Origin of the sequence: Sulfuricella sp. (assembly GCA_041651995.1) — a bacterium.
Lineage (GTDB): Bacteria > Pseudomonadota > Gammaproteobacteria > Burkholderiales > Sulfuricellaceae > Sulfurimicrobium.
Map to the genome: position 1 here is coordinate 22,429 of JBAZID010000002.1, position 24,363 is coordinate 46,791.

General features: G+C 58.6%; 24 protein-coding genes and 1 tRNA gene. 11 read left to right on the forward strand and 14 right to left on the reverse strand.

All coding sequences use genetic code 11. The features are described from left to right. Window positions 1–17 precede the first annotated feature (17 nt). Window positions 18–1,520, forward strand: coding sequence for an exopolyphosphatase (ppx, locus tag WC392_04780; protein ID MFA5241678.1), 1,503 nt, complete (start codon window positions 18–20; stop codon window positions 1,518–1,520). Next, complete coding sequence (locus WC392_04785) at window positions 1,520–2,602, forward strand: flagella assembly protein FlgT middle domain-containing protein (GenBank protein MFA5241679.1); 1,083 nt, start codon at window positions 1,520–1,522, stop codon at window positions 2,600–2,602. The genes ppx and WC392_04785 overlap by 1 nt, the downstream gene beginning before the upstream one ends. Before the next feature lie 199 nt (window positions 2,603–2,801). Here WC392_04785 and WC392_04790 read toward each other — a convergent pair whose 3' ends face one another. Genes WC392_04790 through apaG form a run of 3 tightly spaced genes read right to left on the reverse strand, consistent with a single transcriptional unit; the run spans window position 2,802 to window position 4,783 of the window. Beyond that, the gene (locus tag WC392_04790; GenBank protein MFA5241680.1) at window positions 2,802–3,179 is read right to left on the reverse strand and encodes a SirB2 family protein; all 378 of its coding nucleotides are present in this window, start codon (window positions 3,177–3,179) and stop codon (window positions 2,802–2,804) included. 16 nt (window positions 3,180–3,195) lie between these two features. Further along, window positions 3,196–4,377: a murein transglycosylase A gene (locus WC392_04795; GenBank protein MFA5241681.1), complete on the reverse strand. Its 1,182-nt coding sequence runs from the start codon at window positions 4,375–4,377 to the stop codon at window positions 3,196–3,198. 22 nt (window positions 4,378–4,399) lie between these two features. Beyond that, on the reverse strand, window positions 4,400–4,783 hold the full coding sequence (gene apaG, locus WC392_04800; GenBank protein ID MFA5241682.1) for a Co2+/Mg2+ efflux protein ApaG: 384 nt from the start codon (window positions 4,781–4,783) through the stop codon (window positions 4,400–4,402). 108 nt (window positions 4,784–4,891) lie between these two features. Between apaG and WC392_04805 the strand changes: the two genes are divergently transcribed. The 5 genes from WC392_04805 to WC392_04825 all read left to right on the forward strand — a co-directional run bounded on the left by WC392_04805 (window position 4,892) and on the right by WC392_04825 (window position 8,909). Continuing rightward, window positions 4,892–4,967: transfer RNA gene (locus WC392_04805), tRNA-Ala, on the forward strand. 801 nt (window positions 4,968–5,768) lie between these two features. Next, window positions 5,769–6,110 (forward strand): helix-turn-helix domain-containing protein, encoded by a 342-nt coding sequence (locus WC392_04810; GenBank protein MFA5241683.1) that lies wholly within the window; start codon window positions 5,769–5,771, stop codon window positions 6,108–6,110. 3 nt (window positions 6,111–6,113) lie between these two features. Further along, window positions 6,114–6,899, forward strand: a complete 786-nt coding sequence (locus tag WC392_04815) for a replication protein RepA (protein ID MFA5241684.1) — start codon at window positions 6,114–6,116, stop codon at window positions 6,897–6,899. A 58-nt stretch (window positions 6,900–6,957) separates the two neighbouring features. Beyond that, window positions 6,958–7,797 carry a hypothetical protein gene (locus WC392_04820; protein ID MFA5241685.1) on the forward strand — a complete coding sequence of 280 codons (840 nt, stop codon included), beginning with the start codon at window positions 6,958–6,960 and terminating at the stop codon, window positions 7,795–7,797. Beyond that, window positions 7,794–8,909 (forward strand): carbohydrate kinase family protein, encoded by a 1,116-nt coding sequence (locus WC392_04825; GenBank protein MFA5241686.1) that lies wholly within the window; start codon window positions 7,794–7,796, stop codon window positions 8,907–8,909. The genes WC392_04820 and WC392_04825 overlap by 4 nt, the downstream gene beginning before the upstream one ends. Here WC392_04825 and WC392_04830 read toward each other — a convergent pair. From WC392_04830 to metH, 6 genes are all read right to left on the reverse strand, one after another. After that, on the reverse strand, window positions 8,868–9,395 hold the full coding sequence (locus tag WC392_04830; GenBank protein ID MFA5241687.1) for an NADAR family protein: 528 nt from the start codon (window positions 9,393–9,395) through the stop codon (window positions 8,868–8,870). The genes WC392_04825 and WC392_04830 overlap by 42 nt on opposite strands. 38 nt (window positions 9,396–9,433) lie before the next feature. After that, window positions 9,434–10,513 (reverse strand): hypothetical protein, encoded by a 1,080-nt coding sequence (locus tag WC392_04835; GenBank protein ID MFA5241688.1) that lies wholly within the window; start codon window positions 10,511–10,513, stop codon window positions 9,434–9,436. A 68-nt stretch (window positions 10,514–10,581) separates the two neighbouring features. Then, window positions 10,582–11,451: a nucleotidyl transferase AbiEii/AbiGii toxin family protein gene (locus tag WC392_04840; GenBank protein MFA5241689.1), complete on the reverse strand. Its 870-nt coding sequence runs from the start codon at window positions 11,449–11,451 to the stop codon at window positions 10,582–10,584. Next, a complete protein-coding gene (locus WC392_04845) occupies window positions 11,448–12,266 on the reverse strand; it encodes a type IV toxin-antitoxin system AbiEi family antitoxin (protein MFA5241690.1) in 819 nt (272 codons plus the stop codon). The genes WC392_04840 and WC392_04845 overlap by 4 nt, the downstream gene beginning before the upstream one ends. 56 nt (window positions 12,267–12,322) lie before the next feature. After that, window positions 12,323–13,462 (reverse strand): site-specific integrase, encoded by a 1,140-nt coding sequence (locus WC392_04850; protein MFA5241691.1) that lies wholly within the window; start codon window positions 13,460–13,462, stop codon window positions 12,323–12,325. A gap of 279 nt (window positions 13,463–13,741) precedes the next feature. Then, window positions 13,742–17,479, reverse strand: coding sequence for a methionine synthase (metH, locus tag WC392_04855; protein MFA5241692.1), 3,738 nt, complete (start codon window positions 17,477–17,479; stop codon window positions 13,742–13,744). An 81-nt stretch (window positions 17,480–17,560) separates the two neighbouring features. Between metH and WC392_04860 the strand changes: the two genes are divergently transcribed. Then, window positions 17,561–17,947, forward strand: coding sequence for a rhodanese-like domain-containing protein (locus tag WC392_04860; protein MFA5241693.1), 387 nt, complete (start codon window positions 17,561–17,563; stop codon window positions 17,945–17,947). 6 nt (window positions 17,948–17,953) lie between these two features. Here WC392_04860 and WC392_04865 read toward each other — a convergent pair whose 3' ends face one another. The 5 genes from WC392_04865 to WC392_04885 all read right to left on the reverse strand — a co-directional run bounded on the left by WC392_04865 (window position 17,954) and on the right by WC392_04885 (window position 22,151). After that, the gene (locus WC392_04865) at window positions 17,954–18,925 is read right to left on the reverse strand and encodes a patatin-like phospholipase family protein (GenBank protein MFA5241694.1); all 972 of its coding nucleotides are present in this window, start codon (window positions 18,923–18,925) and stop codon (window positions 17,954–17,956) included. Continuing rightward, a complete protein-coding gene (locus WC392_04870; GenBank protein MFA5241695.1) occupies window positions 18,912–19,094 on the reverse strand; it encodes a hypothetical protein in 183 nt (60 codons plus the stop codon). The genes WC392_04865 and WC392_04870 overlap by 14 nt, the downstream gene beginning before the upstream one ends. Window positions 19,095–19,196: 102 nt before the next feature. After that, on the reverse strand, window positions 19,197–20,228 hold the full coding sequence (locus tag WC392_04875; GenBank protein ID MFA5241696.1) for a VIT1/CCC1 transporter family protein: 1,032 nt from the start codon (window positions 20,226–20,228) through the stop codon (window positions 19,197–19,199). Between the two features lie 162 nt (window positions 20,229–20,390). Next, window positions 20,391–21,887, reverse strand: coding sequence for a YifB family Mg chelatase-like AAA ATPase (locus WC392_04880; GenBank protein ID MFA5241697.1), 1,497 nt, complete (start codon window positions 21,885–21,887; stop codon window positions 20,391–20,393). A gap of 6 nt (window positions 21,888–21,893) precedes the next feature. Then, entirely contained in the window at window positions 21,894–22,151 is a 258-nt protein-coding gene (locus WC392_04885; GenBank protein MFA5241698.1) for an accessory factor UbiK family protein, read from the reverse strand. 212 nt (window positions 22,152–22,363) lie between these two features. On the opposite strand from WC392_04885, the gene WC392_04890 reads away from it, so the two are divergent. Genes WC392_04890 through WC392_04900 form a run of 3 tightly spaced genes read left to right on the forward strand, consistent with a single transcriptional unit; the run spans window position 22,364 to window position 24,274 of the window. After that, complete coding sequence (locus WC392_04890) at window positions 22,364–22,909, forward strand: hypothetical protein (protein MFA5241699.1); 546 nt, start codon at window positions 22,364–22,366, stop codon at window positions 22,907–22,909. Continuing rightward, window positions 22,896–23,705, forward strand: coding sequence for a cytochrome c3 family protein (locus WC392_04895; protein MFA5241700.1), 810 nt, complete (start codon window positions 22,896–22,898; stop codon window positions 23,703–23,705). The genes WC392_04890 and WC392_04895 overlap by 14 nt, the downstream gene beginning before the upstream one ends. Continuing rightward, window positions 23,702–24,274, forward strand: coding sequence for a hypothetical protein (locus tag WC392_04900; protein MFA5241701.1), 573 nt, complete (start codon window positions 23,702–23,704; stop codon window positions 24,272–24,274). Before WC392_04895 ends, WC392_04900 begins: the two co-directional genes overlap by 4 nt. Window positions 24,275–24,363 lie beyond the last annotated feature (89 nt).

Here is a 24,363-nt window from a genome sequence, read left to right on the forward strand (position 1 = left end):
ATTAACGAGTTCTGAAGATGCGCGAATATTCCACGATCGCCGCCATTGACCTGGGCTCCAACAGCTTCAGGTTGCAGGTCGCACGTGTTGTGGGCGATCAGATTTACCCCCTCGACTCACTCAAGGAATCCGTCCGGCTCGGCGCTGGACTGATGCCTGACAAAACACTCGACGAGGAAGCCCAGCAGCGTGCCCTGGCCTGCCTCAAGCTCTTTTCGGAGCGCTTGCGCGAGTTGCCGCGTGAAGCAGTACGCGCGGTTGGCACCAACACCTTCCGCGTGGCCAAAAACGCCTCACTTTTTTTCGAGGCCGCTCAAAACGCACTGGGCTTCCCGATCGAAATCATCGCCGGCAGGGAAGAGGCGCGCCTAATCTATATCGGCGTTGCCCACGGCCTGCCGCCTTCGGAAGAAAAGCGCCTGGTGGTGGATATTGGCGGGGGCTCCACCGAATTCATTATCGGTTCTGGCTATCAGCCGGAGCGCATGGAAAGCCTGTACATGGGCTGCGTCAGCTTTAGCAGGCATTTTTTTCCCGACGGAAAAATTACCCGGGCCAATCTCCAGCAGGCCGAACTTGCCGCACGCAGTGAAATCCAGACCATCGCCACCGAATTTTCGGCGGGCCACTGGCAACAGGCAGTGGGCTCCTCCGGCACGGCACGAGCGCTGGCAGAAATCCTGGAGCAAAATGGCCTTTCTCCATCCGGCCTGACCCGGGAAGGCATGAGCGCGTTGCGTGAGCTGCTGCTCAAGTCCGGCGACGTCAAGCTGTTGCAGTTGGCCGGCTTGCCCTCTGACCGCATGCCAGTGCTGGCTGGCGGTTTCGCCATCATGAACAGCATTTTCACCGAACTCGACATCGGGCACATGGCGGTTGCTTCCAGCGCGCTGCGCGAAGGCGTGCTGTACGACCTGCTGGGGCGCTTCCACCAGCATGACATGCGCGAGTCCACGGTACGTGAATTCATGCGGCGCTATCATGTGGACCCGCCCCAGGCGGGAAGAGTGCAGGAACTGGCCGATGCCCTGTTCGATCAGCTTGTGAACAAGCTGGCAGGGAATATTGAAGAGCCGCGCCAGTATCTTGCCTGGGCCGCGCGCCTGCATGAAATCGGCATCTCGATTGCCCATACCGGCTATCACCGCCATTCCGCCTATATTCTCGCAAATGCGGACATGCCCGGTTTTTCCACCCGCGAACAGGAGCTGCTGAGCCTGCTGGTGCGTGCCCATCGAGGCTCCCTGAAGAAACTGCTGGATCAGCAGCCAGTCAAAAACAGTGACGAATGGATGTTGATCCTGGTATTGCGTCTGGCGGTTCTTTTTTGCCGCAGCCGCAGCGACGCAGAGTTGCCAGCCATGAAACTCAAGCCTGGCAGCAGTGGGGGTTTTTCTCTCTCCATCGACCGGGCCTGGCTGGAACGCAACACGCTTACCCGCGCCCTGCTGGAGAACGAGATCAAGGATTTGAAGTCGGCCGGGATTGCTTTTTCACTTAAAACCGAAAAAATCCTGTAATGCGGCTGCCTGCCTTTGCCGAGTCTTTTTTTGCACGGCGAATCCTGAAAACCGGGATGGCAGCGCTGCTGGCCGCCAGTCTGGCAACAGCACACGTCATCGCGGCAGAAAATCTTGCCGCCGCCGAATCGGCCGCAGCCTCCAGCGCCGCGCCTGGAGATGACACGCAACCGAGGACATTCTGGAAAACAGTGGCCGTCACCCGCTTTCAGGTCGCCAATTCGCTTCAGGTGGATGATATCGTCAATATCTGGGACGGCTACCCGCGCGAATTCCTGCGCCGTCTGGAAGCCGGGGGGAATATAGTGGCACGCTACAGCACGGCCTCTCCGTACTCAGACCCGCGCAACATCAATCCGGACTCTCCCGCCAGCCGCGAACTGATCCATCGCATTGCCGAGCAGAATGGCAGCCAGATCGTGATTTCCGGCCTCATTCTGGATGCCGCTGTCAGCGATGAATCGCTGCGCCCCTACTTCGGCTGGCAGGGCAACGAAACCGGGCGCCGTTTCGAACTCGGCCTGCCATGGAACAGCGTGGTTGCCGGCGTCCGCCCGGTTGCAACGGAGCGGCGCCTCGAGGTGGAGATTTTTCTGCATGACGGTCAGACCGGTGCGCTCCTCAAGCGCCACCGCAACAGCGTGGAAATTTCCGGGCGCGCAGCCGTGGGGCGAGACAAGGCTTTTGCCAGCGCCGCCTTTTTTGACACGGCGTTCGGGCAGGCAGTGGAACAGCTGCTCAACACCCAGACCGGACTGATAGGCGAGGACCTGGCGGGCCTGCCTTTCATGGCGAATATCGTACGCATCGAAGACGGAAAGGTTTTTATTGATGCGGGCAGCCTGTCCGCGTTGCGCCCCGGCGACAAGCTCAAGGTCTATCACAGAAACCCTGCGGCACCAGTCGAGAGCGCTGCCACAGCCGCTCTTGGCATCCAGGAATCACCGGTTGCCACGCTCACCCTGGATCAGGTTCACCCCCTGTATGCGGTGGGGGAACTAGCGGACGGCGCCTTCAAATCCAGGGTGCGGGTTGGCGACACAGCCAGGGCTGAAGCCACCCCCCGCAAAAAGCCGCGCTAGCAGCCTGTCGGACTTGAAGAATCGAAGCGCATTGGGTTTAGCAGGCAAGCCGCGCAGCGGCTGCTCGCAAAATTTGGCTGGGCGAGGACAGATTTTGCCGGTTTTGCCGGGCAATAGTCATTCTATTGCCCAAAAAAGCGGCGAAATATGGACCGGCCAGGCGGATTTACAGCCGATTTCCTTTAAGTCCGACAGGCTGCTAGCCCGGGACGGGCTGCCGCGTAAGCGCAACCGCCACGATGTAGCCAAAAACCAGAATGGCGCCCAGCCAGGCCGCGACTCTTGTGCGCTTGGTCCTTCCCCGCTTGATCGCAATGGTCCCGAGCCCGATATAAAGTAACAAAGCCGCCACTTTGGCAGTCAGCCAGCCGTTGACCCCAGGATATTGCCCCGTCAGGGCCGCAAGCAGGATGGCGCTGGTCAGCAGCGTGGCATCGATTACATGAGGAAGAATCCGGACCCAGCGCTGTTGTAACTGTGCCGAGTCCCGCAGTATCCAGAACCCGCGTAACAGGAACAGACTGATGGTCAGCGCCACGCAGCTGACATGAATGGATTTAAGCGTCAGATAAAGCACGGTTTGCTGCCTGGGGTTATTGCACCAGCGGCAACGGGTAGCCGCGCGGCAACAACACCCACATCCTGCCCCGCTGCTTCATGCTACCCGCCTGTTTTCCGGCGTCGCTGCCAAAGCCCCAGAAAAAGTCGGCCCGCACCGCCCCCTTGATAGCGCCGCCCGTGTCCTGCGCCACCATCAGGCGCTGTAGCGGCTTGCTCTCATTCGGCCAGGTGGTCGAAAGAAATACCGGCGCGCCAAGCGGGATGGTTCGCGGATCAACAGCCAGGCTGCGCCCCGCAGTCAGCGGAACACCCAGCGCCCCCAGCGGGCCGGCAAGCTGGTTCGGCAGTTCGCGGAAGAACACATAGCTGGCGTTCACATTGAGCAATTCCGTGAGCTTGTCCGGATTACGCTTGGCCCAATCCTTGATGCCCTGCATCGAGGCTTTATCGAGCGTCAGTTCACCGCGTTCCACTAGTGACTTGCCAATGGATTTATAGGGGTAGCCATTCTGGTCGGCATAGCCGATACGCATCAACTCGCCATTCGGCAACTTGATCTTTCCCGACCCCTGAATCTGTAAAAAGAACAGATCCACCGCATTGTCCACCCAGAACAGTTCATTTCCTTTTACCGGCGCCGCGCCATTCTCGATTTCAGCCCGGCTGTAATAAGGCACTACCCGGTTACCCTGCAAGCGGCCACGCAGACGCATGCTCTTGAGTTCCGGATAAACCGGACTTAGATCAATTACCAGCAAATCAGAAGGGGTGCTGTAGAGCGGGTAGCGATAACGGCTGCTGCGGGTGCGGCTGCCATTCAGCAGCGGCTCGTAATAGCCGGTGATCATCCCTTCGCTGCTGCTGTCTGGATTGACTACCTGGTAAGGGATGAAGTTTTCTTCAAAAAAGCGGCGCAGTGCCTCCGGCTGCAAAGACTGGTCCGCAGCAGCCGAGCACACCGCCTGCCATGCCGGCTGCCGCTTCAGCGTGGAGCAGCTTTGCATAAAAGCATCCCAGGCTAGCGTGGGATCATCCTCGCTCCAGCCGGAAACGGCGGCCCAGTCCGCAGACTGCAAGACAGGCGCAGCAAGCTCGGGCGGAGGAACAGCCGGCGTCACAGCTACTGGCGGAGCAGGCGGCGCGGGAGGGGGCACAGTGACACAGGCAGAAAGCAGAGCCAGCAGAAGCCAGGGAAATATTCGCAATATCTTCATCTTTACCGCATCCAGCTCAAGTCTAGTGCAGCACGCGCGGCACGCTCAGGATAAATTCCGCGACTGGCGCCTCGAACCGGGTGCCGTCCTCGGCCACCATCTGGTAACTGCCGTGCATGGTGCCCACCGGCGTCGCCAGGGACGTGCCACTGGTATATTCAAAAGAATCACCCGGCCGCAGCAAGGGCTGTTCCCCCACCACGCCCAGCCCGCGCACTTCCTGTACCTGACTGGCTGCATCGGCAATGATCCAGTGCCGGCTGATCAATTGCGCCGGCACGGTGCCCGTGTTGGAAATAGTAATGGTGTAGGCAAACACATAGCGCTCACCCTTCTCGTCAGACTGATCGGGAAGGTAAGCAACGGCGGTTTCCACTTGAACTTCGTATTTTTTACTTTCGGCCATATGGGTCCCATTGCACACGAAATTGGAGCATGAGGCAAGAGCAATTACCGCCCATTATCCCGGCACTTCAATTTCCACTGGCACTCAGGTAGAATTTTCCCCTTCACCGGGCCGATAGCTCAGCTGGGAGAGCGCCGCGTTCGCAATGCGGAGGTCGTGAGTTCGATCCTCATTCGGTCCACCAGAACCCCATTCAAAAAAGCCTTGTAAACACAACGTGTTTTAAGGTTTTTGCGTTTCTATGTTGCTGATTAATTGTGTGTGTTTGTGTTGCTCCAAGCGACGGACACCTACTTTGGCGCACATTTCGGTAGTTGCCGGGACACCCGCTTATACCGATCTATCCCAAAAGAATTTCCCTCGTAGTGGGACAAATTTGGGACAGCCTGGCAAGGCTGGGGCGCACTGCCGGTCGAGGTAAGATGTCGCTACCAAGTAGACGAGCAGTGTTATGGGACTTGGCAGCCACCGGTAGTGTAGCTTATGATCCGGTATATCGGGTTTCGACTCGATGCTCTTCGAGGTTGTCATCCTCGAATGTAGCCCGGAACGAGTGGGAGGCTGGGATTGAATTTGGTCCCGGCGCTTTCAGGACAGGCGCGCAATCGCCCATGCTGCCCGAGCGCTGGTGAGGGTGTCCGAGAAAGCAAATCTGCCGCGTATGCAACCACTCCGGGGCTACTGGACGCTAACGCGGCAGTTGAGCCACCCCAAAGGTGAGATAGGGGATCGGCAAAAGTGAATATGCGACACAGCGCCGGGGTAGCGTCCGGCAAAGAGCCTTGGGGCGTAGGGGCATGCGAGTGACCCTTCCAATCCCCGCCGGTGACATGGCGGACTGTCCTTAGGCTCCCGAAATCAGGCCCTAGTCTTGCGGGCGTTGTCAGGAAGTGCTGTTTCCTCCAACGTCTTACAGAGCCTCACCGCAACTCGCGTAATGGCGTCGCCCTTTGGGACGACTGCCCTCTACGCAAGAGGTGCGGCAATGGTCGTTTTTCCCGTAAGTACACTTGATTTTCTCTGCAAGAGTTTTCCGCCGACGCTTACCGTTGAACAGGTCAGCGAAATCACTAGCGAGCAGCCACAGACCATTCGGAATCTGGTCAGTCAGGGCTGCTATCGCATCCCTTCATTCAAGATTGGCCGCAAACGTGTCTTCCGGCTGGTAGACGTTGCCGAATTCATTGATCGGCAATTCCTTGCTGATCCGAGCCATCCGAGTCACCAGAAACCCAAGCGAGGCCGGCCGACCAAGGTTGAGCAACTGGCGCGGCGGCAAGCAGCGCAGCAAGCGATGCAGCGGCCCGCGCATGCGGATGGGGGTTGAGTCATGGAGGCCAACCAATCGTCAATGCAGAGCATTTTTGCAGGCATGGCAACAGCCGCGCCCCAGCGACAACCAGGGACTGCCAGTCGCTCGCTTAGAAATGTTGATACAGATAAGCCATCTCGCATTCATTCCACGAAAGCGGTCAAGGCGAGTTCGGCCAAGGTTGCGGATCTTCTTGCCACCGCGCTCGCCATCCAGGAGCAGGAGGCGGCAGCAGCTGGCCAGATTGGCTACATGGCGCGCGCCATGATCTGGGCGTCCATGCCGCATAAAAAGGTCGATGGCGCGCACTACAAGCGCGACAACGGCCTTGCATCCATTACCATGCTGGTGGACCCCGATATCGGTCTTCCCTACGGCAAGCTGCCTCGGCTCATATCCGCATGGCTGACGCGGGAGGCGAAGCTGACCGGATCGCGTGAGCTGATGCTTGGTCGTAGCCTCAACGAGTTTGCCGACAAGCTCGGACTGTCAACGAGCGGCGGCCAGCGCGGCGATACGTCCCGACTAAAAGTGCAGGCCACGAAACTGTTCAGCACATTCATTTCGCTGAAGGCGCACCAAGGCCAGGACTTCTCCTACAAAAACGTCGCGCTATCGGACGACGGCATATTGCTCTGGAATCCGAAGAAGCCATACGAGCGGTCACTTTGGGAAAGCACGATCACGCTGTCGGAGGCTTTCTACCGCGAGTGCATGGACTATGCCGTGCCATTCGATCTTCGCGTGTTACACCGCCTGCGTTCGCCGCTGGCGATAGACCTGTACGCCATTCTTTCTTCTTGAAGAACGCAAGGAAGGCTCAGCGGATCTGAAAGATCGTGCGTGGAAACGCGAGCAATCCTTGCCTGATGAACTGGGTTTCAAACCCAAGATATGCCGCGTCCCCATATTCGCAGAGGATGGGGCTCCGATTGGAGGAACTGAACTTATAAGAGTGGCAAGAGCCGAAATTCCGGATATAACTGACTTCTCAGATATCGTTATTGATATCTGTGCGATGTCACGCGGCATATTTTTTCCTCTTACCCGCTATCTTAGAGACATTATCCGCGCATCCGGGAAGCCCATCTCATTGCATATCCTGGTAGTGGACCAGCCTGCCGTGGATTACAGCTACATTCCGGACTATTATGACAGCGCGGGCTGGATGCGTGGATTTGACGGTGGAGCTGGACAATTAAGCAAAAATAACAAGGCCGTCAAACTTTGGATGCCCCAACTGATGGGCCAGCGCAAAACCGTTTACGAAACCCTTTATAAATTCGTGAACCCACAAGATGTTTGCCCTGTGCTTCCATTCCCTGGCATCAAGGCTAAAATGGTGGATGAATTGGTCATTGAGTATAGTGAGCACATTACCAGCACATGGGACACAGCCTTACAAAACATCGTGCTTGCTGCGGAAAGCGACCCACTGGATATGTACCATACAGTTGTGCGAGTAGACGCTGCCCGCAAAAAGATCTTCGAGAATTCCTTCACGATCCTGTCACCAATGGGAAGTAAGGTATCAACGATCGGTGGCCTTCTTGCCGCCATGGACCTAAACCTACCCGTTGCTTATGTCGAAACCATTGGTTATTTTGAAAACAAAAGCCCGGAATCGTTAGCGCTTTCCAATGAGGAACGATTAGTGCATGTATGGGTGGATGGACCTATATATAATTCTGAAAATCCATGAAATCAGGCCAATCTATTAAAGCATCGCGACCATCCCCCAAAATCCTTGGGACAGGACTGATTGCGCTAGACATCATTCTCGATGCTGACCGCAATCTGCTTTCCTATGGCTTGGGTGGGTCCGCCGGCAACGTTCTGTCAATTCTCGCCTCATTGGGATGGTCAAGTTCACCTGTAGGAAGGCTAGGGTGTGACGTGGCAGCTGACATCATCCTCGATGAGTTCAGATCTTTGAAGGCGAATCTGGAATTGATCGTGCAAGAGCACAGCACACCTACACCAGTCATTTATCAGCATCAGCTTAATAATCCTGGCGGAAAGACACATGAATTCAGCTTTGCCTGCCCCGTATGTGGCGAGAAACGCTCTTGGCATAGTCCCTCCATTCAACTGCCATCGAGAGAAGTCCTGGATGCGATCAGGCCCAATGTTGTGTACATGGACCGTGCCACGCCGATCGGCATCCGGATCGCGGAGTATTACAAAAATCAGAATGTCCTGATTTTTTTTGAGCCATCAACCGTTGGCAATGACCCTGAACTGTTCACTCAGGCGCTGGCTGTTGCCGATGTGGTGAAATATGCGGATGACCGGCTCGATGACCTCGAAGCCTTTGACCGTTCCCATATTTTCGTGGAGATCTGCACGATGGGGAGCGATGGTCTGCGATTCCGTGCCCCGTCTCTTGGCAACGACTGGGTCAGACTAGACGCATTCAGTGCGCCGGCAATCTTCGACACATCCGGCGCAGGTGACTGGTGCACCTCGGGTATGCTGCACTATTTGTTCGATCGCGATCTCAACTTCTCGATCGGAACCGTTACTTACAACCGCCTGAATGAAGCATTGCGCTTTGGACAGGCTTTGTCTGCTCTGAATTGTATGGCCATGGGAGCCCGTGGTTTGGCTAGATCATTGCCCAGAAGCAAAATCAACAACTTGGCATCAGAACTTCAGAGGACCAAAATCGATTCTGGATTATTTGGGGCCGAAACGGAAGCTGCCAGTATTTTGCTCGAGGGCTGGTCTAGCCTGATTACTAGTCGGCTTACCCCCCAAAGGGTGCCAAATCTACGCCGCAACCACGGCCTCTGCTGCCACACCATTCTTTAACTTGGCTGGTCTTACGAGCTGTTTTGTTGCCAATTTTGCCCGTATTTCTGCCCTTACTTCCATCAGAAGCTCGCCGAGTTTGTTCTTACCCTTACCATTGACTTCACCCCATAGGCGATTGACCGCATTATCCACTGTTGCAGATTCGACCAGGCGTTTATCGCCGGTACTGAGCAATAATTCCTGTAAGTCCTGATGCTGGGTAAATTTGGCAAGCAGAACCCTTTTCATGCGATCGAACTTTGTTTTCGACCAATCTGGATGGACATCCCATACATAAAGCCCATGCGCCGCCATCGCCAATAACGACGGAGAAGGGGCCGCCATCAGCCATGTTCGAACTTCTTCTTTTCGGGCTTTTCCTGCTTGGTAGGCATGTTCAGATGTTTGAAAGATTTCCCCTTCGAAGTTGATGGGCCGACGATACAAATTGCTGAACATCCCGTAGGGCTTCTCATTTGCTTTGTAAAACCTGATCTCATCCATAAAAACCTCCTTAATTAAGGCATTTTCAAATGCAGCAATTAGGACTTTGTCGATTTATCGGATTTCCAATAATTCAACACAGCTATTTCCTTGAATTCCTTCGCAGCGAGCAAGGCTGCGCTCTTCGCTGCATTGGATTTGTCGATCAATGCTCGCAGAGCTGCAAGCTTTGCATCGTCGATCAGAGCGATGGCACTTCCGATGCGGGTCGCCAGACTGGTGAAGCGCGACGCCCGCAGCCTTAGAATTTGGGCCTTCTGTTTCGGATCGGTCTCAGCCAAGGCCTTATTGAGTGTCGTGAGCCGTTCGTTGTCGACCTCCGTCAGCGTTGCTAGAGCCTCCACATCTGCTGGGCTCGTTTTTGCGGAGAGTCCGGCAAGCATGGTGCCGACTTTGGTGGCTGTTTTAGACAGCGCTGCGAATGGCTCGATGTTGGGTTTGTTCGCGGCTAGTTCTTTCGTGGCCATGCCTTTGACGGCGACACAAGTCTTGACCAATCCTTCTAGGATATCTAGTCCATATGGCGCGTAAGCGAAGTCGCCCTCGTTGTCGACATAGGCGCGGGCGCAGTGCGCATCGAAGATGGCGATCTCCGAGAGTTGCTCAGGGGCCTCTTGGCCATGGGTCCATGTGAGATCGGTCGCGGCCCCATCGACCACCGCCTCGAAGACGGCGGTAGCGACAGCGGCGTGGCCAGGAGCCTTACGCATATCGGCGAGGATAGGCTCCCGCCGATCCCTAGCGCGGCAGGCTTGTTTGAGCACCCGCGAGTAACCGGATTTACCCGCGCCATTTTCACCATAGATGACGGTTAGGCCGGAGGCGGCGATTGGCAATCGCTGACCCTCGGCCAAGGCATTCACATGTTGGAGATTCTTGATCGCGCCGATCTGAACCACCCGATTGGGAACAGCCGGAGCGGCGAGTTGGGCGGTTGCTAGCTTTGAGGTGACCCGCTTTTCCGGGTCTTCAACCCCATGCTCAGCCTTCGCTAACGCGAAGAGGTCTTCCAGGTCTGCGGGAGCAAGCGAGCGGTCAGTGTAAAGTCGCGCGACGGCGTCCTGTTGCCACGGATGCAACCCCTGTGACCACTGATGGATTTCTTGAATAATGCTCATCGCGTCTCCGTCTGTATTTTTCTTACTGTCACAAGTGAATTTTGCTATCTACGCAAAAGTACTTTCGGCTACTTGCGCAACAGCCCCGGATATTTCTTCTGCCGCAACTCTTCGACTGCCTTATCCGTCAGCTTCCAGGCATCACCCTTGATGCGAACAATCAGCTCTTTCCACACGCGCTCAAAAGCACGCATCGCGTCGTCATCGTTGAACCGAATCCCTGCGGGCAATAGCGGCGCGATGTCTTCGATGAGGTTGCGTGTGAGCTTTTCCAGCATGCGTTGTTCCGCCACTGCACGGCTGATGGGTTTCCCCTCGAGAGCCAGGTAGTGATCGAAGCAGGCAATGAGCTTGTCCGCATCCAGCGCGAGTTGATCAAGCCCGTGATGTAGATCAAACAGGTCGCGGTTCTTTCGGCGCTGAAGCAAGGCGCGTAATTTGGTGCCGAATAGTTCTTCGGGCTCGAAGGAGACAATCTCGGTCTCGCCCCGATACCAGTCGTTTTCCACGGCGAAGGGGTACGTCTTGAGGCCGAGAAAGTTGCCGTGTTCACGTGTGTTGATCTCGACCTTGAGTTTTAACGCCGCCTGCGTGTCGGCTTCAGGCGTGAACTTGAAAATCAGGTGCATCGAATGCCCCGCCTGCTCGCGTTTGCACTTGCCCAGCCATGACAAGGTATCGCGGATTGCGTCAACCGTTGTCCCGATGGGTTCTGCCTGGGTCTGCACCAGATCGATATCCTCCGAGTAGCGTAGCGGCTGCGTGAACAACAGCTTATTGATGGCGGTGCCGCCACGAAACGCGATCCTGCCCTTCAAGGCGGGGGTATTGAACAGGTCGCACAAGGCGCGGCTGATGATAAGGTCTTGTTCGATCTGGCGTGGATCGGGCCAAGGCGCTGTGGCGCTCCAGGCTTGAAGATAAGCGTTTGGAATCAAAAGTCGATCTCCACGGATTCATTGATAACCAGCTTCCACTTGAGGTCTTTTGGGTGGAGCGAGGCCAGTGATTCCAATAGCGGTTTGACGGAAGGGTCGAGAGGCTTCATGGATTTGGCTTGGTGTGCGAAGTGCTCTAGGGCGCTGGCCTGACGGAGATGATTGGCGTGGTCGAGCAGATAACCGAGGCGACGCACCGAGGTGTTTTCGTAGTGTGCAGCGGCCTTTGCCAGTTTGCGCGGGTCGGCCTTTGCCCCGAGGTCTTTCACAATCTGTGCCACGCCGTTGGTGCCTGCGGCCTTGTGGAAGTAGCGTGCGGCGTCGAGTAGGGTCAGCTCCACGCCGGCAATTTTGGCGAAGCCGGCTTCGCTCTTGATCTGCCCGAGCCAGTCCGGCTGGTTGGTTGCGGTGAACGCGGCCGGGGCCTGATAGACAAACTGGAGGCGGTGACGGCCGATGTCGAAATCTCGAAGCTGCCGGGGCGCGATCACCTGAAAAACCATCGCCGCCTGGTGCGAAGAACCATGAAAGGCAGCGGCCCGCAGCAACGAGATTCGATAGTCGATCCCCAAGTACTTCATCAACGGATCGATCCAGCGCACCGGATCGGGCGCGCCAGCAGTCTGATCCTCCGGCCGAAGGATCAGGTAGAAGCCTCGCCGGGGGCTGGTGAGTCGGCGCCTTTTGGTCAGCCGGGTGGCGGCTGCCGAAAAGGCTTCAGGGCTTAGGCCGAGCGCCTGCAACCCTTCTTCCCGGCTGAAATACGCCCGGCCGCGGGAGAGTTGTTCATCCAGGTATCGGTCAAGAGTAACCATGCCCCACTTGTATGCTAAAACCGACAAAAAAGCAATGTTTATGCATATGATTGGGGCTAGGCCAGTCGCTTGGCCAAGTCCTTTGCCCGAGGATGGTAGTAGCGCATCAGCATGCGCGGGTCTTTGTGGCCGGTAATCTTGGTTAACTCGTGCATGGGGAAGATGCCTGCCAAACGCGAAGTCGCCTCGTGCCTGAGATCGTGGAAGCGTAAATCAGTCAGGTACTTGGAGTCTGGCCGCACTCTCGCTTTCTGGCATTCGTCTTCGTAACCTCTCCTGGCGCGTTCCACGGCGCGCTCGAAAGCGCGTGTCACCGCGTCGCTCCGTATCTTGAACACACGGCTGTCATTGTCAGCGTCATCTTCGGCCCCGTCCTTCGGCTTCAGTGCTGCGAGGGCCAACACGGCTTTCGAGGATAGAGGCACGTCACGCGACTCGCCATTCTTGGTCTTTGGCAGGTGTGCCACCCGATCCTTCAGGTCGATGTGCTCCCAACGCAGGCTCACGATTTCACCCCGCCGCATCGCTGTTTCCACAGCCAATTGGATGATAGAGGGCAAGATAATGGAACCTGTAGACGCAATGACCCGCGCCAGCTCGTCATCCGGCGTACTGCGGCTGAAGTTCTGGCCGGCACCGTCATCGGGCTCGACAAGCGTTTCGCCGTTCGCCTCGATACCAGCACACTCGGCGGTCAGGATGCGCCGGGTGCGCGCGTTGTTGGGTTGCGGCTTGCGAACAAGCTCAAGCGGATTCGTCAGGCTCTCCATGCCCCATTCCTTGCGGGCGATGTTGAAAACGTGCGAAAGCACTTGCAGTCGCCGCAGCACCGTAGCGGGCTTCAAGGTCTTCAGCCAGTCGTCGCGTAACTTGGCGATATCAGCGCTACGGATCACTGACATGGTTCGCAAAGCGAGCTCTGTACCCTTCCAGATGCGCAGCACAGACTTTTCGGCTTCCTCGCCATTTTTGTGTACCGTCACCTCGCGCTCGTATCGCTCCAATGCCTCATGCAGCGACGTGGCTTCGGCCTCAGCCCGGCTGACAAAGGCGCCCCGGCCGATCTGATGTTCAATCGCCCTGGCCCATTCTTCGGCCTCGGCGCGCGTATTGAGGGTCTTGACCTGATCGGGATAACCCTTGCGACGAACCCGCGCCTGCCATTGCAGTTCGCCACGCTTTCGGAAGTTGGCCATTTTTCGTGTCTTTATCCCGCGGCCTTCCGCCTTCAGTGGGACGGAATTGGGACAAAAAAGCCAATTTCGTCATCCACTAAAGACCGAAATAGCCTATAGTTCGCTGATGCACATAGGTTACAGCAATCCGATGAGAAGTCGAGTTCAGGCGTTCGCAATGCGGAGGTCGTGAGTTCGATCCTCATTCGGTCCACCACTTTATAAAGGCCAGACTTTGCTCTGGCCTTTTTCTTTTCCGCCGGAGGTGTCGATGGCGGTTTGCCTGGTGTTCATCGGGCATCACTGATTTGGGGCATAGGCCAGATTCGGTGCCAGCCATTTTTCGGCGGTTTGCAGATCCCAGCCCTTGCGCCGCGCATAATCCTCCACCTGGTCCCGGTCGATCTTGGCTACGGCGAAATAGGTGGATTCGGGGTGCGCGAAATACAACCCGCTCACCGCTGCGGTGGGCAGCATGGCGAAGCTTTCGGTCAGGGTGATGCCGGCATTCGCGGGCGCTTGCAACAGCTCGAATAGCGGGCCTTTTTCACTGTGCTCCGGGCAGGCCGGATAGCCTGGTGCAGGGCGGATGCCGCGGTATTTTTCCTCGATCAGATCCTCGTTGCTCAGGGTTTCGTCCCCGGCATAGCCCCAGAACTCGCGCCGCACGCGCTCGTGCAGCAGTTCGGCGAAGGCCTCGGCAAGGCGGTCGGCCAGCGCCTTGAGCATGATGGCGCTGTAGTCGTCGTGGTTTTTTTCAAACTCGATCACGCGTGCATCGATGCCGATGCCAGCGGTGACGGCGAAGGCGCCGATGTAATCCTTCACCCCGGAATCCTTGGGCGCGATGAAGTCGGCCAGGCACAGGTTGGGCTTCCCGGCGGGCTTCTCGCTCTGCTGGCGCAGGGCGTGGTAGGTCATGGCGATCTGACTGCGCGATTCGTCACTGTAAATTTCGATATCGTCACCCACGCGGTTGGCGGGAAACAGACCAATCACGGCATTGGCGGCTAGCCATTTTTCGGCGATGATTTTCTTCAGCATGGCCTGCGCATCGGCGAAGAGTTTTTTGGCTTCGACCCCGACCACTTCATCTTCCAGGATGCGCGGGTAGCGGCCGTGCAGTTCCCAGGCCTGGAAGAATGGCGTCCAGTCGATGCGCGCGGCGATTCCGGCGAGCGGGTAATCGCTGAAAGACTTCAAGCCGAGCATGGCCGGGACGGGGGGCGCATAGGCTGCCCAGTCGGTCTTGAACCCGTTGGCGCGCGCCACTTCGAGTGAAGCAAGCCTGGCGCTGGTCTGGCGTTCGTGGTGGCGTTCGCGCACCGCGACATAGTCGGCCTTGAGATTTGAAATATAGGCGTCGCGCAGCTCGGGGCTCAACAGGCTGGTGCACACGCCCACGCCGCGCGAGGCGTCCTTGACGTACACCACCGGGCCGGAATAATTGGGCTCGATCTTGACCGCGGTATGGGCCAGCGAAGTGGTCGCGCCGCCGATCAGCAATGGGATGCTCATCCCCATGCGCTGCATTTCCTTGGCGACGTGGGCCATTTCTTCCAGCGAGGGGGTGATCAGCCCGGAAAGGCCGATTATGTCGGCCTTCTCGTCGATGGCGGCCTGCAGTATTTTTGCCGCCGGAACCATCACGCCCAGGTCCACCACGTCGTAGTTGTTGCATTGCAGCACCACGCCGACGATGTTCTTGCCGATGTCGTGCACGTCGCCCTTGACCGTGGCCATGATGATCTTGCCCTTGGCCTGGGCGGCCTCGCCGCTCAGGCGCTTTTCCTCTTCAATATAGGGAATCAGGTGGGCCACCGCCTGCTTCATGACACGGGCGGATTTGACCACCTGCGGCAGGAACATCTTGCCGGCGCCGAACAGGTCGCCGACCACGTTCATGCCGTTCATCAGCGGGCCTTCGATGACGTGGATCGGGCGCACGGCTTCGAGACGCGCGGCTTCAGTGTCCTCGACGATGTAAGTGGTGATGCCTCTCACCAGCGCATGGGTGAGGCGTTCGCCCACCGGCGCTTCGCGCCAGGAGAGATCTTCGACCTGCTCCTTGCTCTGCCCCTTGAAGGACTCGGCGAATTCCACCAGGCGCTCGGTGGCATCCGGGCGGCGGTTGAGCAGCACGTCCTCGACCCGCTCCAGCAAGTCCTTGGGGATTTCCGCGTAGACGCCCAACTGCCCGGCGTTGACGATGCCCATGTCCATGCCGGCCTGGATGGCGTGATAGAGGAAGGCGGTGTGGATCGCCTCGCGCACCGGCTCGTTGCCGCGGAAGGAGAACGACACGTTGGACACGCCGCCGCTGATCTTGGCGTAGGGCAGGTTGTGCTTGATCCAGCGCGTGGCGTTGATGAAGTCCACCGCGTAGTTGTTGTGCTCCTCGATGCCGGTCGCCACGGCGAAGATATTTGGGTCGAAAATAATGTCCTCGGGCGGGAAACCGACCTGTTCCGTCAGGATCTTGTAGGAGCGGGCGCAGATTTCCTGCTTGCGCGCCTGGGTATCGGCCTGGCCCTGTTCGTCAAAGGCCATCACCACCACCGCCGCGCCATAGCGGCGCGCGAGTTTGGCGCGTTCGATGAATTCTGGGATGCCTTCCTTCATCGAAATGGAGTTGATCACGGACTTGCCCTGCACGCATTTCAGCCCGGCCTCGATGATGCTCCACTTGGAGGAGTCGATCATCACCGGCACGCGCGCGATGTCAGGCTCCGAGGCGATCAGGTTGAGGAAGCGCACCATCGCCGCTTCGCCGTCGAGCATGGCCTCGTCCATATTGATGTCGATGATCTGGGCGCCGGTTTCCACCTGCTGCTTGGCGATTTCCAGCGCTTCGTCGTACTTGCCTTCCAGCACCAGGCGCTTGAACTTGGCCGAACCGGTGACGTTGGCGCGCTCGCCGACGTTGACGAACAGCGAGTCCTTGCCGATGTTGAGCGGCTCCAGCCCGGACAGGCGGCAGGTTTTTTCGAGCGCCGGAATCTTGCGCGGCGGCAGGCCTTCCATGGCTTCGGCCACCGCCTTGATATGGGCGGGCGAGGTGCCGCAGCAGCCGCCCACGATGTTGAGCAGCCCGTCCTCGCCCCAGCGCCGGATTTCCGCCGCCAGCTGCTCCGGTGTTTCGTCGTAGCCGGATTCGGACAAGGGATTTGGCAGCCCGGCGTTAGGGTGGGCGCTTACATAGGTGTCGGCCTTGTTGGCCAGTTCTTCCACATACTGGCGCAGCTTGTCCGCGCCGAGCGCGCAGTTGAAACCGATGGAAATCGGATCGGCGTGGCGCATGGAATTGAGGAAAGCCTCGGCGGTCTGGCCGGTCAGGGTGCGGCCGGATTCGTCGGTGATGGTGCCGGAAATCATGACCGGCACTTCGACCTGGTGATCGTCGAAATACTTCTTGATGGCGAACAGCGCGGCCTTGGCGTTGAGCGTGTCGAAAATCGTTTCCACCAGCAGGATGTCCGCGCCGCCGTCGAGCAGGCCCTGGATGGACTCGGTGTAAGCGGTCACCAGCTGGTCGAAAGTGACATTGCGGAAGCCGGGGTCGTTCACGTCCGGAGAAATGGTCGCGGTACGGCTGGTCGGCCCGATCACCCCGGCCACGAAGCGCGGCTTGGCCGGGTTCCTGGCCTCGAATTCATCCGCCACCTCGCGCGCCAGCCTGGCCGCTGCCACGTTGATGTCGTACACCAGGTGTTCCATGTGGTAATCCGCCATGGCAACCGAGGTGGCATTGAAGGTATTGGTTTCGAGAATGTCCGCGCCCGCTTCGAGGTAGGCGGCGTGGATTTCGCGGATGATGTGCGGCTGGGTCAGCACCAGCAGATCGTTGTTGCCCTTGAGATCGCCCTCGTGGCCGGCAAACTGGTGATGGCAGGCACAGCCGCCATGTGCATGTGTACCGCGGTATTCGTCCTCGCCCAGCTTGTAGCGCTGGATCATGGTGCCCATGGCGCCGTCGAGGATCAGGATACGCTGTTGCAGTTGCTGGCGGAGGAGAGCGGTGCGTGCGGAACGGTTCATGATTATGCAGTGTTATTCGGGCGGAAAAGAGTGTAATAATAACATCAGACGCCAACTCACTGAACGACAAGGAGGTTCCGGATGGAACATCTTACCCCCAAGCAAGCTCATGAACTTTTGCACACTCGCCGTGAAGCGGTATTCATCGATGTGCGCAGTGAAATGGAATTCTTGTTCGTCGGCCACCCCGACAATTCGATCCTGATTCCCTGGGTGGACGCGCCGGACTGGGAGGTCAACCCCCACTTTGTTTCTCACGTCAAAACCGCCGCCAGCATCAACCGCCCGGTGGTGCTGATCTGCCGCTCCGGCCGGCGCTCGGTGGAAGCCGGACATGTGCTGGAGCAGGCCGGACTCACGGAAGTGTACAACGTGCTGCATGGCTTCGAGGGCGATCTCGATGATCACTATCACCGTAATACGGTCAACGGCTGGCGCTTCGATGGCCTGCCATGGACGCAAACCTGATGGAATTCAGGGATTGGCCTGACTTGCGTTTTCGGCCTTGCGCTGACGTTTTTCCTTGAGCAGGGCGAGGATGCGGGGCAGGCTTTCCTGGGCGGCTTTTTCGCCCATTTCGATGGCCAGCTTCCTGGCTGCGAAGTCTGCGATGCCGATCTCGCTCACGTCCGGCCGGATGACTACATCGGCCTCGCGCATCTCCGCCTGACTTGATTCCTTGCCCATGATGGTGATGGTCTGTGCCAGCACATCCAGGGTGTCACGGATTTCCACCACGCTGTCAGGCCTGCGGGATACATCCACCGCAATAATGATATCCGGCTTCATCTTCCGCGCCACCCGCACTGGCACCGGGCTTAACACGCCGCCATCCACATAGTCCCTGCCCGCGATATTGACGGGCTGGAATATGCCGGGGATCGAACTCGAAGCGCGCACCGCCATGCCGGTGTTGCCGCGATTGAATATCATCATCGCGCCGCTCTGCAGATCGGTGGCAACCGCGGCATAGCGCTTGGGCAGGCTTTCGATGGAGCGGTTATCGAGGTACTGGTTGATGAAATCCTGCAGCAGTTCGCCCTTGACGAAGCCGCGGTCAGGGAAGGTGACATCGCGCAATTGAGACTGTTCCATCCCGAGAGCAATGACTTCCAGCGCCATTGCGTCATAGCCGCCGGCATAAAGCGCGCCCACAAAGCTGCCGGCGCTGGTGCCAACCACAATATCGGGCTTGACGCCCTGCTGTTCGAGCGCTTTGATTACACCGACATGCGCAAAACCGCGTGAAGCTCCGCCCCCCAGCACCAGTGCGACCACCGGATGCTCGGTTTGAACAGTGCGCAGCCTGGTTGTTTCGGGTGGAACAACGTCCTTGAACACAATCGGCTGTGCCGCACAGCCTGCCAGCGTCAAGGCCAGCAATGCCCATGGAAGAAACCCGGAACCCGCTCTATTTTTCAGGCAAAGGCCTTTAGCGTCCGTCAACCACGCGCCAGTGTTGTTCCAGCATCCAGCCCAGATGCGCTGGCTCCGCGCCAACGGCGGCTGGCTGCGCGCCCGGCCCGGCATCAGCCAGCGCAGGCCACTGCGCCAAGGCGAAAAAAGCCAGCAGCATCACGCCAATCTGAAATGTACCGCTCATCCATTGCATCATGATTCACCCTCCTTTGCTGCCATGGTGCAGGAAGGTTGTTGCCAAACTATTTCCAGCCGGTGAAAACTGTAACAATTTGTTTCCGGGTTGAAAGGCCCTCTGCTAAGCCAGGGTCACGCCGAGTGCCTTGCCGATCAGGTAAGTTGCGCCGCCAGCCGCGGCGCCAATCGCCAGCATGCGCAAGCCGCCGGACAGGGCGTGCCGCCCGGTAAACAGGCTGAGCGTTGCCCCCACCGCAAAAAGCGCCACGGCTGTCGCCCCGATGGAGGAGAGCAGGGCTGTCGATCCTGTCGTGACAAGAAAGGGCAGCAGCGGCACCATGGCACCGCTTGCAAAGGCCAGAAAGGAAAACAGCGCAGCACCCCAGGGAGAACCCAGTTCATTCGGATTCAGGCCCAATTCCTCGCGCGTCAGGGTATCCAGCGCCTGGTCCGGATCGGCAATCAGCTTTTCCGACAGGCGCCGCGCTTCTTCGCGTTCCAGTCCCCTGGCCTGAAAAATCAGCGCCAGTTCGGCCGCTTCCTCATCCGGATATTGCTCCAGTTCGTCCTGCTCCAGCCCGATCTGGTATTCGTACATTTCCCTCTGCGAACGTACCGAAAGATACTCGCCCGCCGCCATGGAAAACGCGCCCGCCAGCAAGCCCGCGATACCGGAGAGCATGATCACGGCGTTCTGGCCGGATGCCCCCGCCACACCCATGATCAGGCTGGCATTGGAAACCAGGCCATCATTGACACCAAAAACCGCCGCGCGCAGATTGCCTCCACCCATGCCCTTGTGGCGCCGGCCAACCTGCTCCAGCGAAGTAGGCATGGCATGGCCGGCAGGCGCGGAAGCGTATAGCGACATGCCGCGTACCTTCATGGCTGCCAGCACCGGGCGCATCGCGCGCGCACCGAAGTGCCGCACCAGTTGCGCCGTGATGCGCACGCGTAGCTCGGGCAGATAGGCTTGCGGCAGCGCTACCCCTGTTTGCGCTGCCTTGGCCACCCATATCTCTGCCTGCCGCTCGGCTGCATGCGCCAGTTCAAGGAAAAGAATTTGTAGCGGCGCACCCGATTCCACATCCGAAATGATGCGGTAGAGGTAGGCGGAGCGCTTTTCTTCGCGCCAGGATTGCAGCACGTCCATCGAAACTAGTAATCAATCATGCTGAATTTCAGGGCTGCGGGCCGGGCTTCCGCCCGAAATGCCGGGTGATATCCACATCGGGTGTCCCCGCCGGGAGCGGCAGCAAAGCTGCTCGCTCTGGCGAGAAAACCCGGCTTGCGATAGTGACGTTTCATGCTTGAACTACAAGGAACCGAAACGCCGGTATTGCACCGCTTCGGCGATATGCGCGGGGGCAATCTGTTGCTCACCGGCCAGGTCGGAGATGGTGCGCGCCATTTTGAGAATACGGTGGTAGGCGCGTGCGGAGAGATCGAGGCGGCTGATGGCCTGCCTGAGCAGCGTCATGCCTGCCGCATCCGGCTGGCAGTGGAGATCGATTTCCTTGCTGGTGAGCCGCGCGTTGGGCTTGCCCTGGCGCGCCAGTTGCAACTGGCGCGCGGCTTCCACCCGGCTCCGGATGGCTGCGCTGGGCTCGCCTGCCGCGTCTTGCGTCAGCTCTCGCTCCGGCAGGGCGGGCACCTCGATCTGCATGTCGATGCGGTCGAGCAAGGGGCCGGAGATTTTGCTCCGGTAGCGCGACACCTGGTCCGGAGTGCAACGGCACTTGCCGTTGGGGTGGCCGAGATAGCCGCAGGGGCAGGGATTCATCGCCGCCACCAGCTGGAATTGCGCCGGGAATTCCGCCTGGCGGGCCGCGCGGGAGATGGTGATGCGGCCGGATTCCAGCGGCTCGCGCAGGGTTTCCAGCGCCTTCCTGTCGAACTCCGGCAATTCGTCGAGGAATAACACGGAATGGTGCGCCAGGCTGATTTCGCCAGGCCGCGGATTGCTGCCTCCTCCCACCAATGCCACGCTGGAGGCCGAATGGTGCGGCGCCCGCAGAATGCGGCGGCGCCAGTTTTCGAGACGGAAGCCGCCATTAAGGGACTGGATCGCGGCCGCCTCGAGTGCTTCGGCTTCCGACATTAACGGCAGGATGCCGGGCAGGCGGCTGGCCAGCATGGATTTTCCGGTGCCGGGCGGCCCCGACATGAGGATGCTGTGGCCGCCCGCGGCCGCCACTTCGAGGGCGCGCTTGGCCTGGGTTTGGCCTTTGACTTCGCTGAAATCGGGTTCCAAAGCCGCCGCTTCCGCGTTCAATGACGGGACGTGGCGGCTGAGGGTCTCCTGGCCCGCCAGGTGGGCGCAAACCTCGAGCAGAGAGCCCGCCGGAAAAATCTCGGCCTCTTCCACCAGCGCGGCTTCATCCGCATTGCTGCGCGGCAGGATAAAGGCACGGCCATCCTTGCTGGCCTTGCAGGTCATGGCCAGTGCGCCGCGAATCGGGCGCAGCTCGCCCGTCAGTGCCAGTTCTCCGGCAAATTCGTAGTCCTTGAGGTGCTGCTGGGGTAGCTGGCCGGAAGCAGCGAGAATGCCCAGTGCAATCGGCAGGTCGAAGCGCCCGCTTTCCTTGGGCAGATCAGCCGGGGCCAGGTTGACCGTAATGCGGCGGGCGGGGAATTCGAAACGCGCATTCTGCAGGGCGGCGCGCACCCGGTCGCGGGCCTCCTTGACTTCCGCTTCAGGCAGGCCAACCAGGGTAAAGCTGGGCAAGCCATTGGCCAGATGCACTTCCACGGTCACCAGTGGCGCATCCATGCCGTTCAATGCGCGGCTGTAGAGGACCGCGAGGGACATGATGAATTATTGGGGTGTTGCGGGTTCTGGCCGAAGTTGCTTTTCCATGGCCGCCACCTGGGTTTCCAGCTTGTCGAGTTTTTCGCGTGTGCGTACCAGCACCGCCTGTTGCACCTCGAATTCCTCCCGCGTTACCAGGTCGAGTTTGGAAAAAACGCCCTGCAAGGAAGCGCGCAGATTTTTCTCTATATCGCCCGCAGGCGTGGCTGCCAGAACCTGGCTGATTTTGGCGTTGATTTCGTCGAGTACTTTATGGTTAAGCATGGTTATCCTCCTGATGGCGGAAGTCTACCAGAAATACCGTTTTACGCATCCGGGCCAAGCCTGCGATTCACCCTCCAGGAGAAAAACCTTTACCCCGGCTCATGCAAACGGTATATAGTGCGCTCATTGATTTCAATGAGATAGGATTTCTGCCAGGCCTTGGCAGAAGAGGCCGGGGGAGGCTTCAAAATCCTGCCAACTGGAAAAAACTAATGGCACAGCATGATCCTGTCCAGAGCAACAACAGCCGAATCAATTATCATCTCAAGGTTACTGGCACCGTGGCGCTTGTCGTTGGAGGCCTTTCTTTTGCCACGCTGCTCCTGTTGCTCGTCTTTATCGGTGACAATGCCGGCGATACCTACTGGGATGTAATCAGGTCGGGGAGCGTTACGCATCAATCCCTGGGGCCGGGCATGGTGCTGGCGGGCTTGTTCCTGGTCAGCGCCTCAGCCGCCATCACATGGCTGATTTCCCTTTATGCCAGCTTCCGCATCGCCGGCCCCCTGTTCCGCATTTCCCGCAACATGGAAATGTTGATTGAAACCAGCGCCGCCACGCTCACGCCCATCCGCAAGAAAGACCAGTTACAGAAAGAAATGCAGCAGCTCGCGCAGAGCGCTGAAGCGCTGCAAAACCACTACCGGGAAATAGACGCCGCCACGAGTGACGCCCTGGCCCTGATCGATTCGGACTGCCACGATCTCGCCCCGGCTTTCGAAAAATTGCGGGAACTGGAGCGCCGTGTACATCTCTAGCAGCCTGAAATGGTTCTGGAAGCTGGTCGTGCTGGCCGCGCTCGTGCTGGGTTCCGCATCGTGGATTCACGCGGCCCTGAATCCGGCACAGAAGCACATGGCCGGACAAACATGCTCCGGTTGCCACCTGGGCGGTGATGAGGTTGACAAGGGAAATGCCCACCTGCTGGTCGCCCCACAGGAAAAACTGTGTGCCGGCTGCCACCCCAATTCCATTCGGGCCAGCCACCCGAGCGGTATCCGGCCCGTGCGGGCCATTCCGGTCACCTACCCACTGGACTGGAAGGGGGATGTCACTTGCAGCACCTGCCATGATGTGCACGGCAGCACTCACGGACTGATGCGAGGAAATGCGCGAGGGCGGAATTTTTGCCTTTCCTGCCATGACAGCAGTTTTTTCAGCAAAATGGCCGACCAGGGTGTTTCCGTGATTTCATCCGGCCACGTATCCTCTGTTGCCGCGAAAACAGACCTGAGCGGCCTCGATGTCGACGCCTTCACCGTGCAATGCATGGGGTGCCACAGCGGCAATGGAGACCCGCGAGGGGCCTCGATAGACAGCGGGAAAATTTTGCGCCACGCCAGCAATTCGGTAAACCATCCCATCGGGCGGCGCTATTCCGAGTCTTTCCAGAAAGGCCGCTACAAACCAGAGGCGGTCGTCAATCAGCGGCTTTTCCTGCCGGACGGCAAGGTCAGTTGCGTCAGTTGTCACAAGGGCTACGTCAAGGAGCACGGCAAGCTGAGAGTCGGCAAGCAAGGCTCGGCCCTGTGTTTTGAGTGTCACGATATATGAATTCAAATAGCAAGCGCAAAATTCACTACATCGATCCGGCGGTTCAGAATCGCCTGCTGATCGCATTCGTGTTGCTGGAGGTGCTGCTGATCGGCGCCGGGATGATCGTGCTGTACCTGGATTTGAAAGAAGTGGCCGAGGAAAACTTGTACCGCATTCATTTTGCCGCGAGGGAGCCTTTGTCAACCCTGTTGCTCCGGGAAGCCATGCAAATTCTGGCGGTTCTTGTGGCCCTGAATGTGGCGGCATTGGGGCTGGCGGAATGGCTGTGGTCGCGTTACCTTGATTCCATCATGCGCCCTTTCTCTGATTTACTGGCCCGGACCGGTGAGCTGGATCTCACCCCGGATGGATCTCCCGGGCAGAAGCACGCCGTACTCGCGCTCCTCATGGCATGGCGTGAAAACGAACGGGAGCGCTGCAAGGAAATCCGTACCGAAGTGTCCGGGCTGGATGAAAACGCCTGCCACGCTTCCACCGGCAAGCTCAAGCAAACCCGCGCCGCGCTGGAGAATTTGAAAGCGCTTCTTCCCGCACGCAAAAGCGGCACCGAAAACCGGCCGGCATAGCGGCCCCTCCCGCGAGTCAGAAAATAGCACTTTCCCCGCCCGTATCTGTGCGCACCAAACCGGTGCACACGGTCGGGGCTACGCCCCAG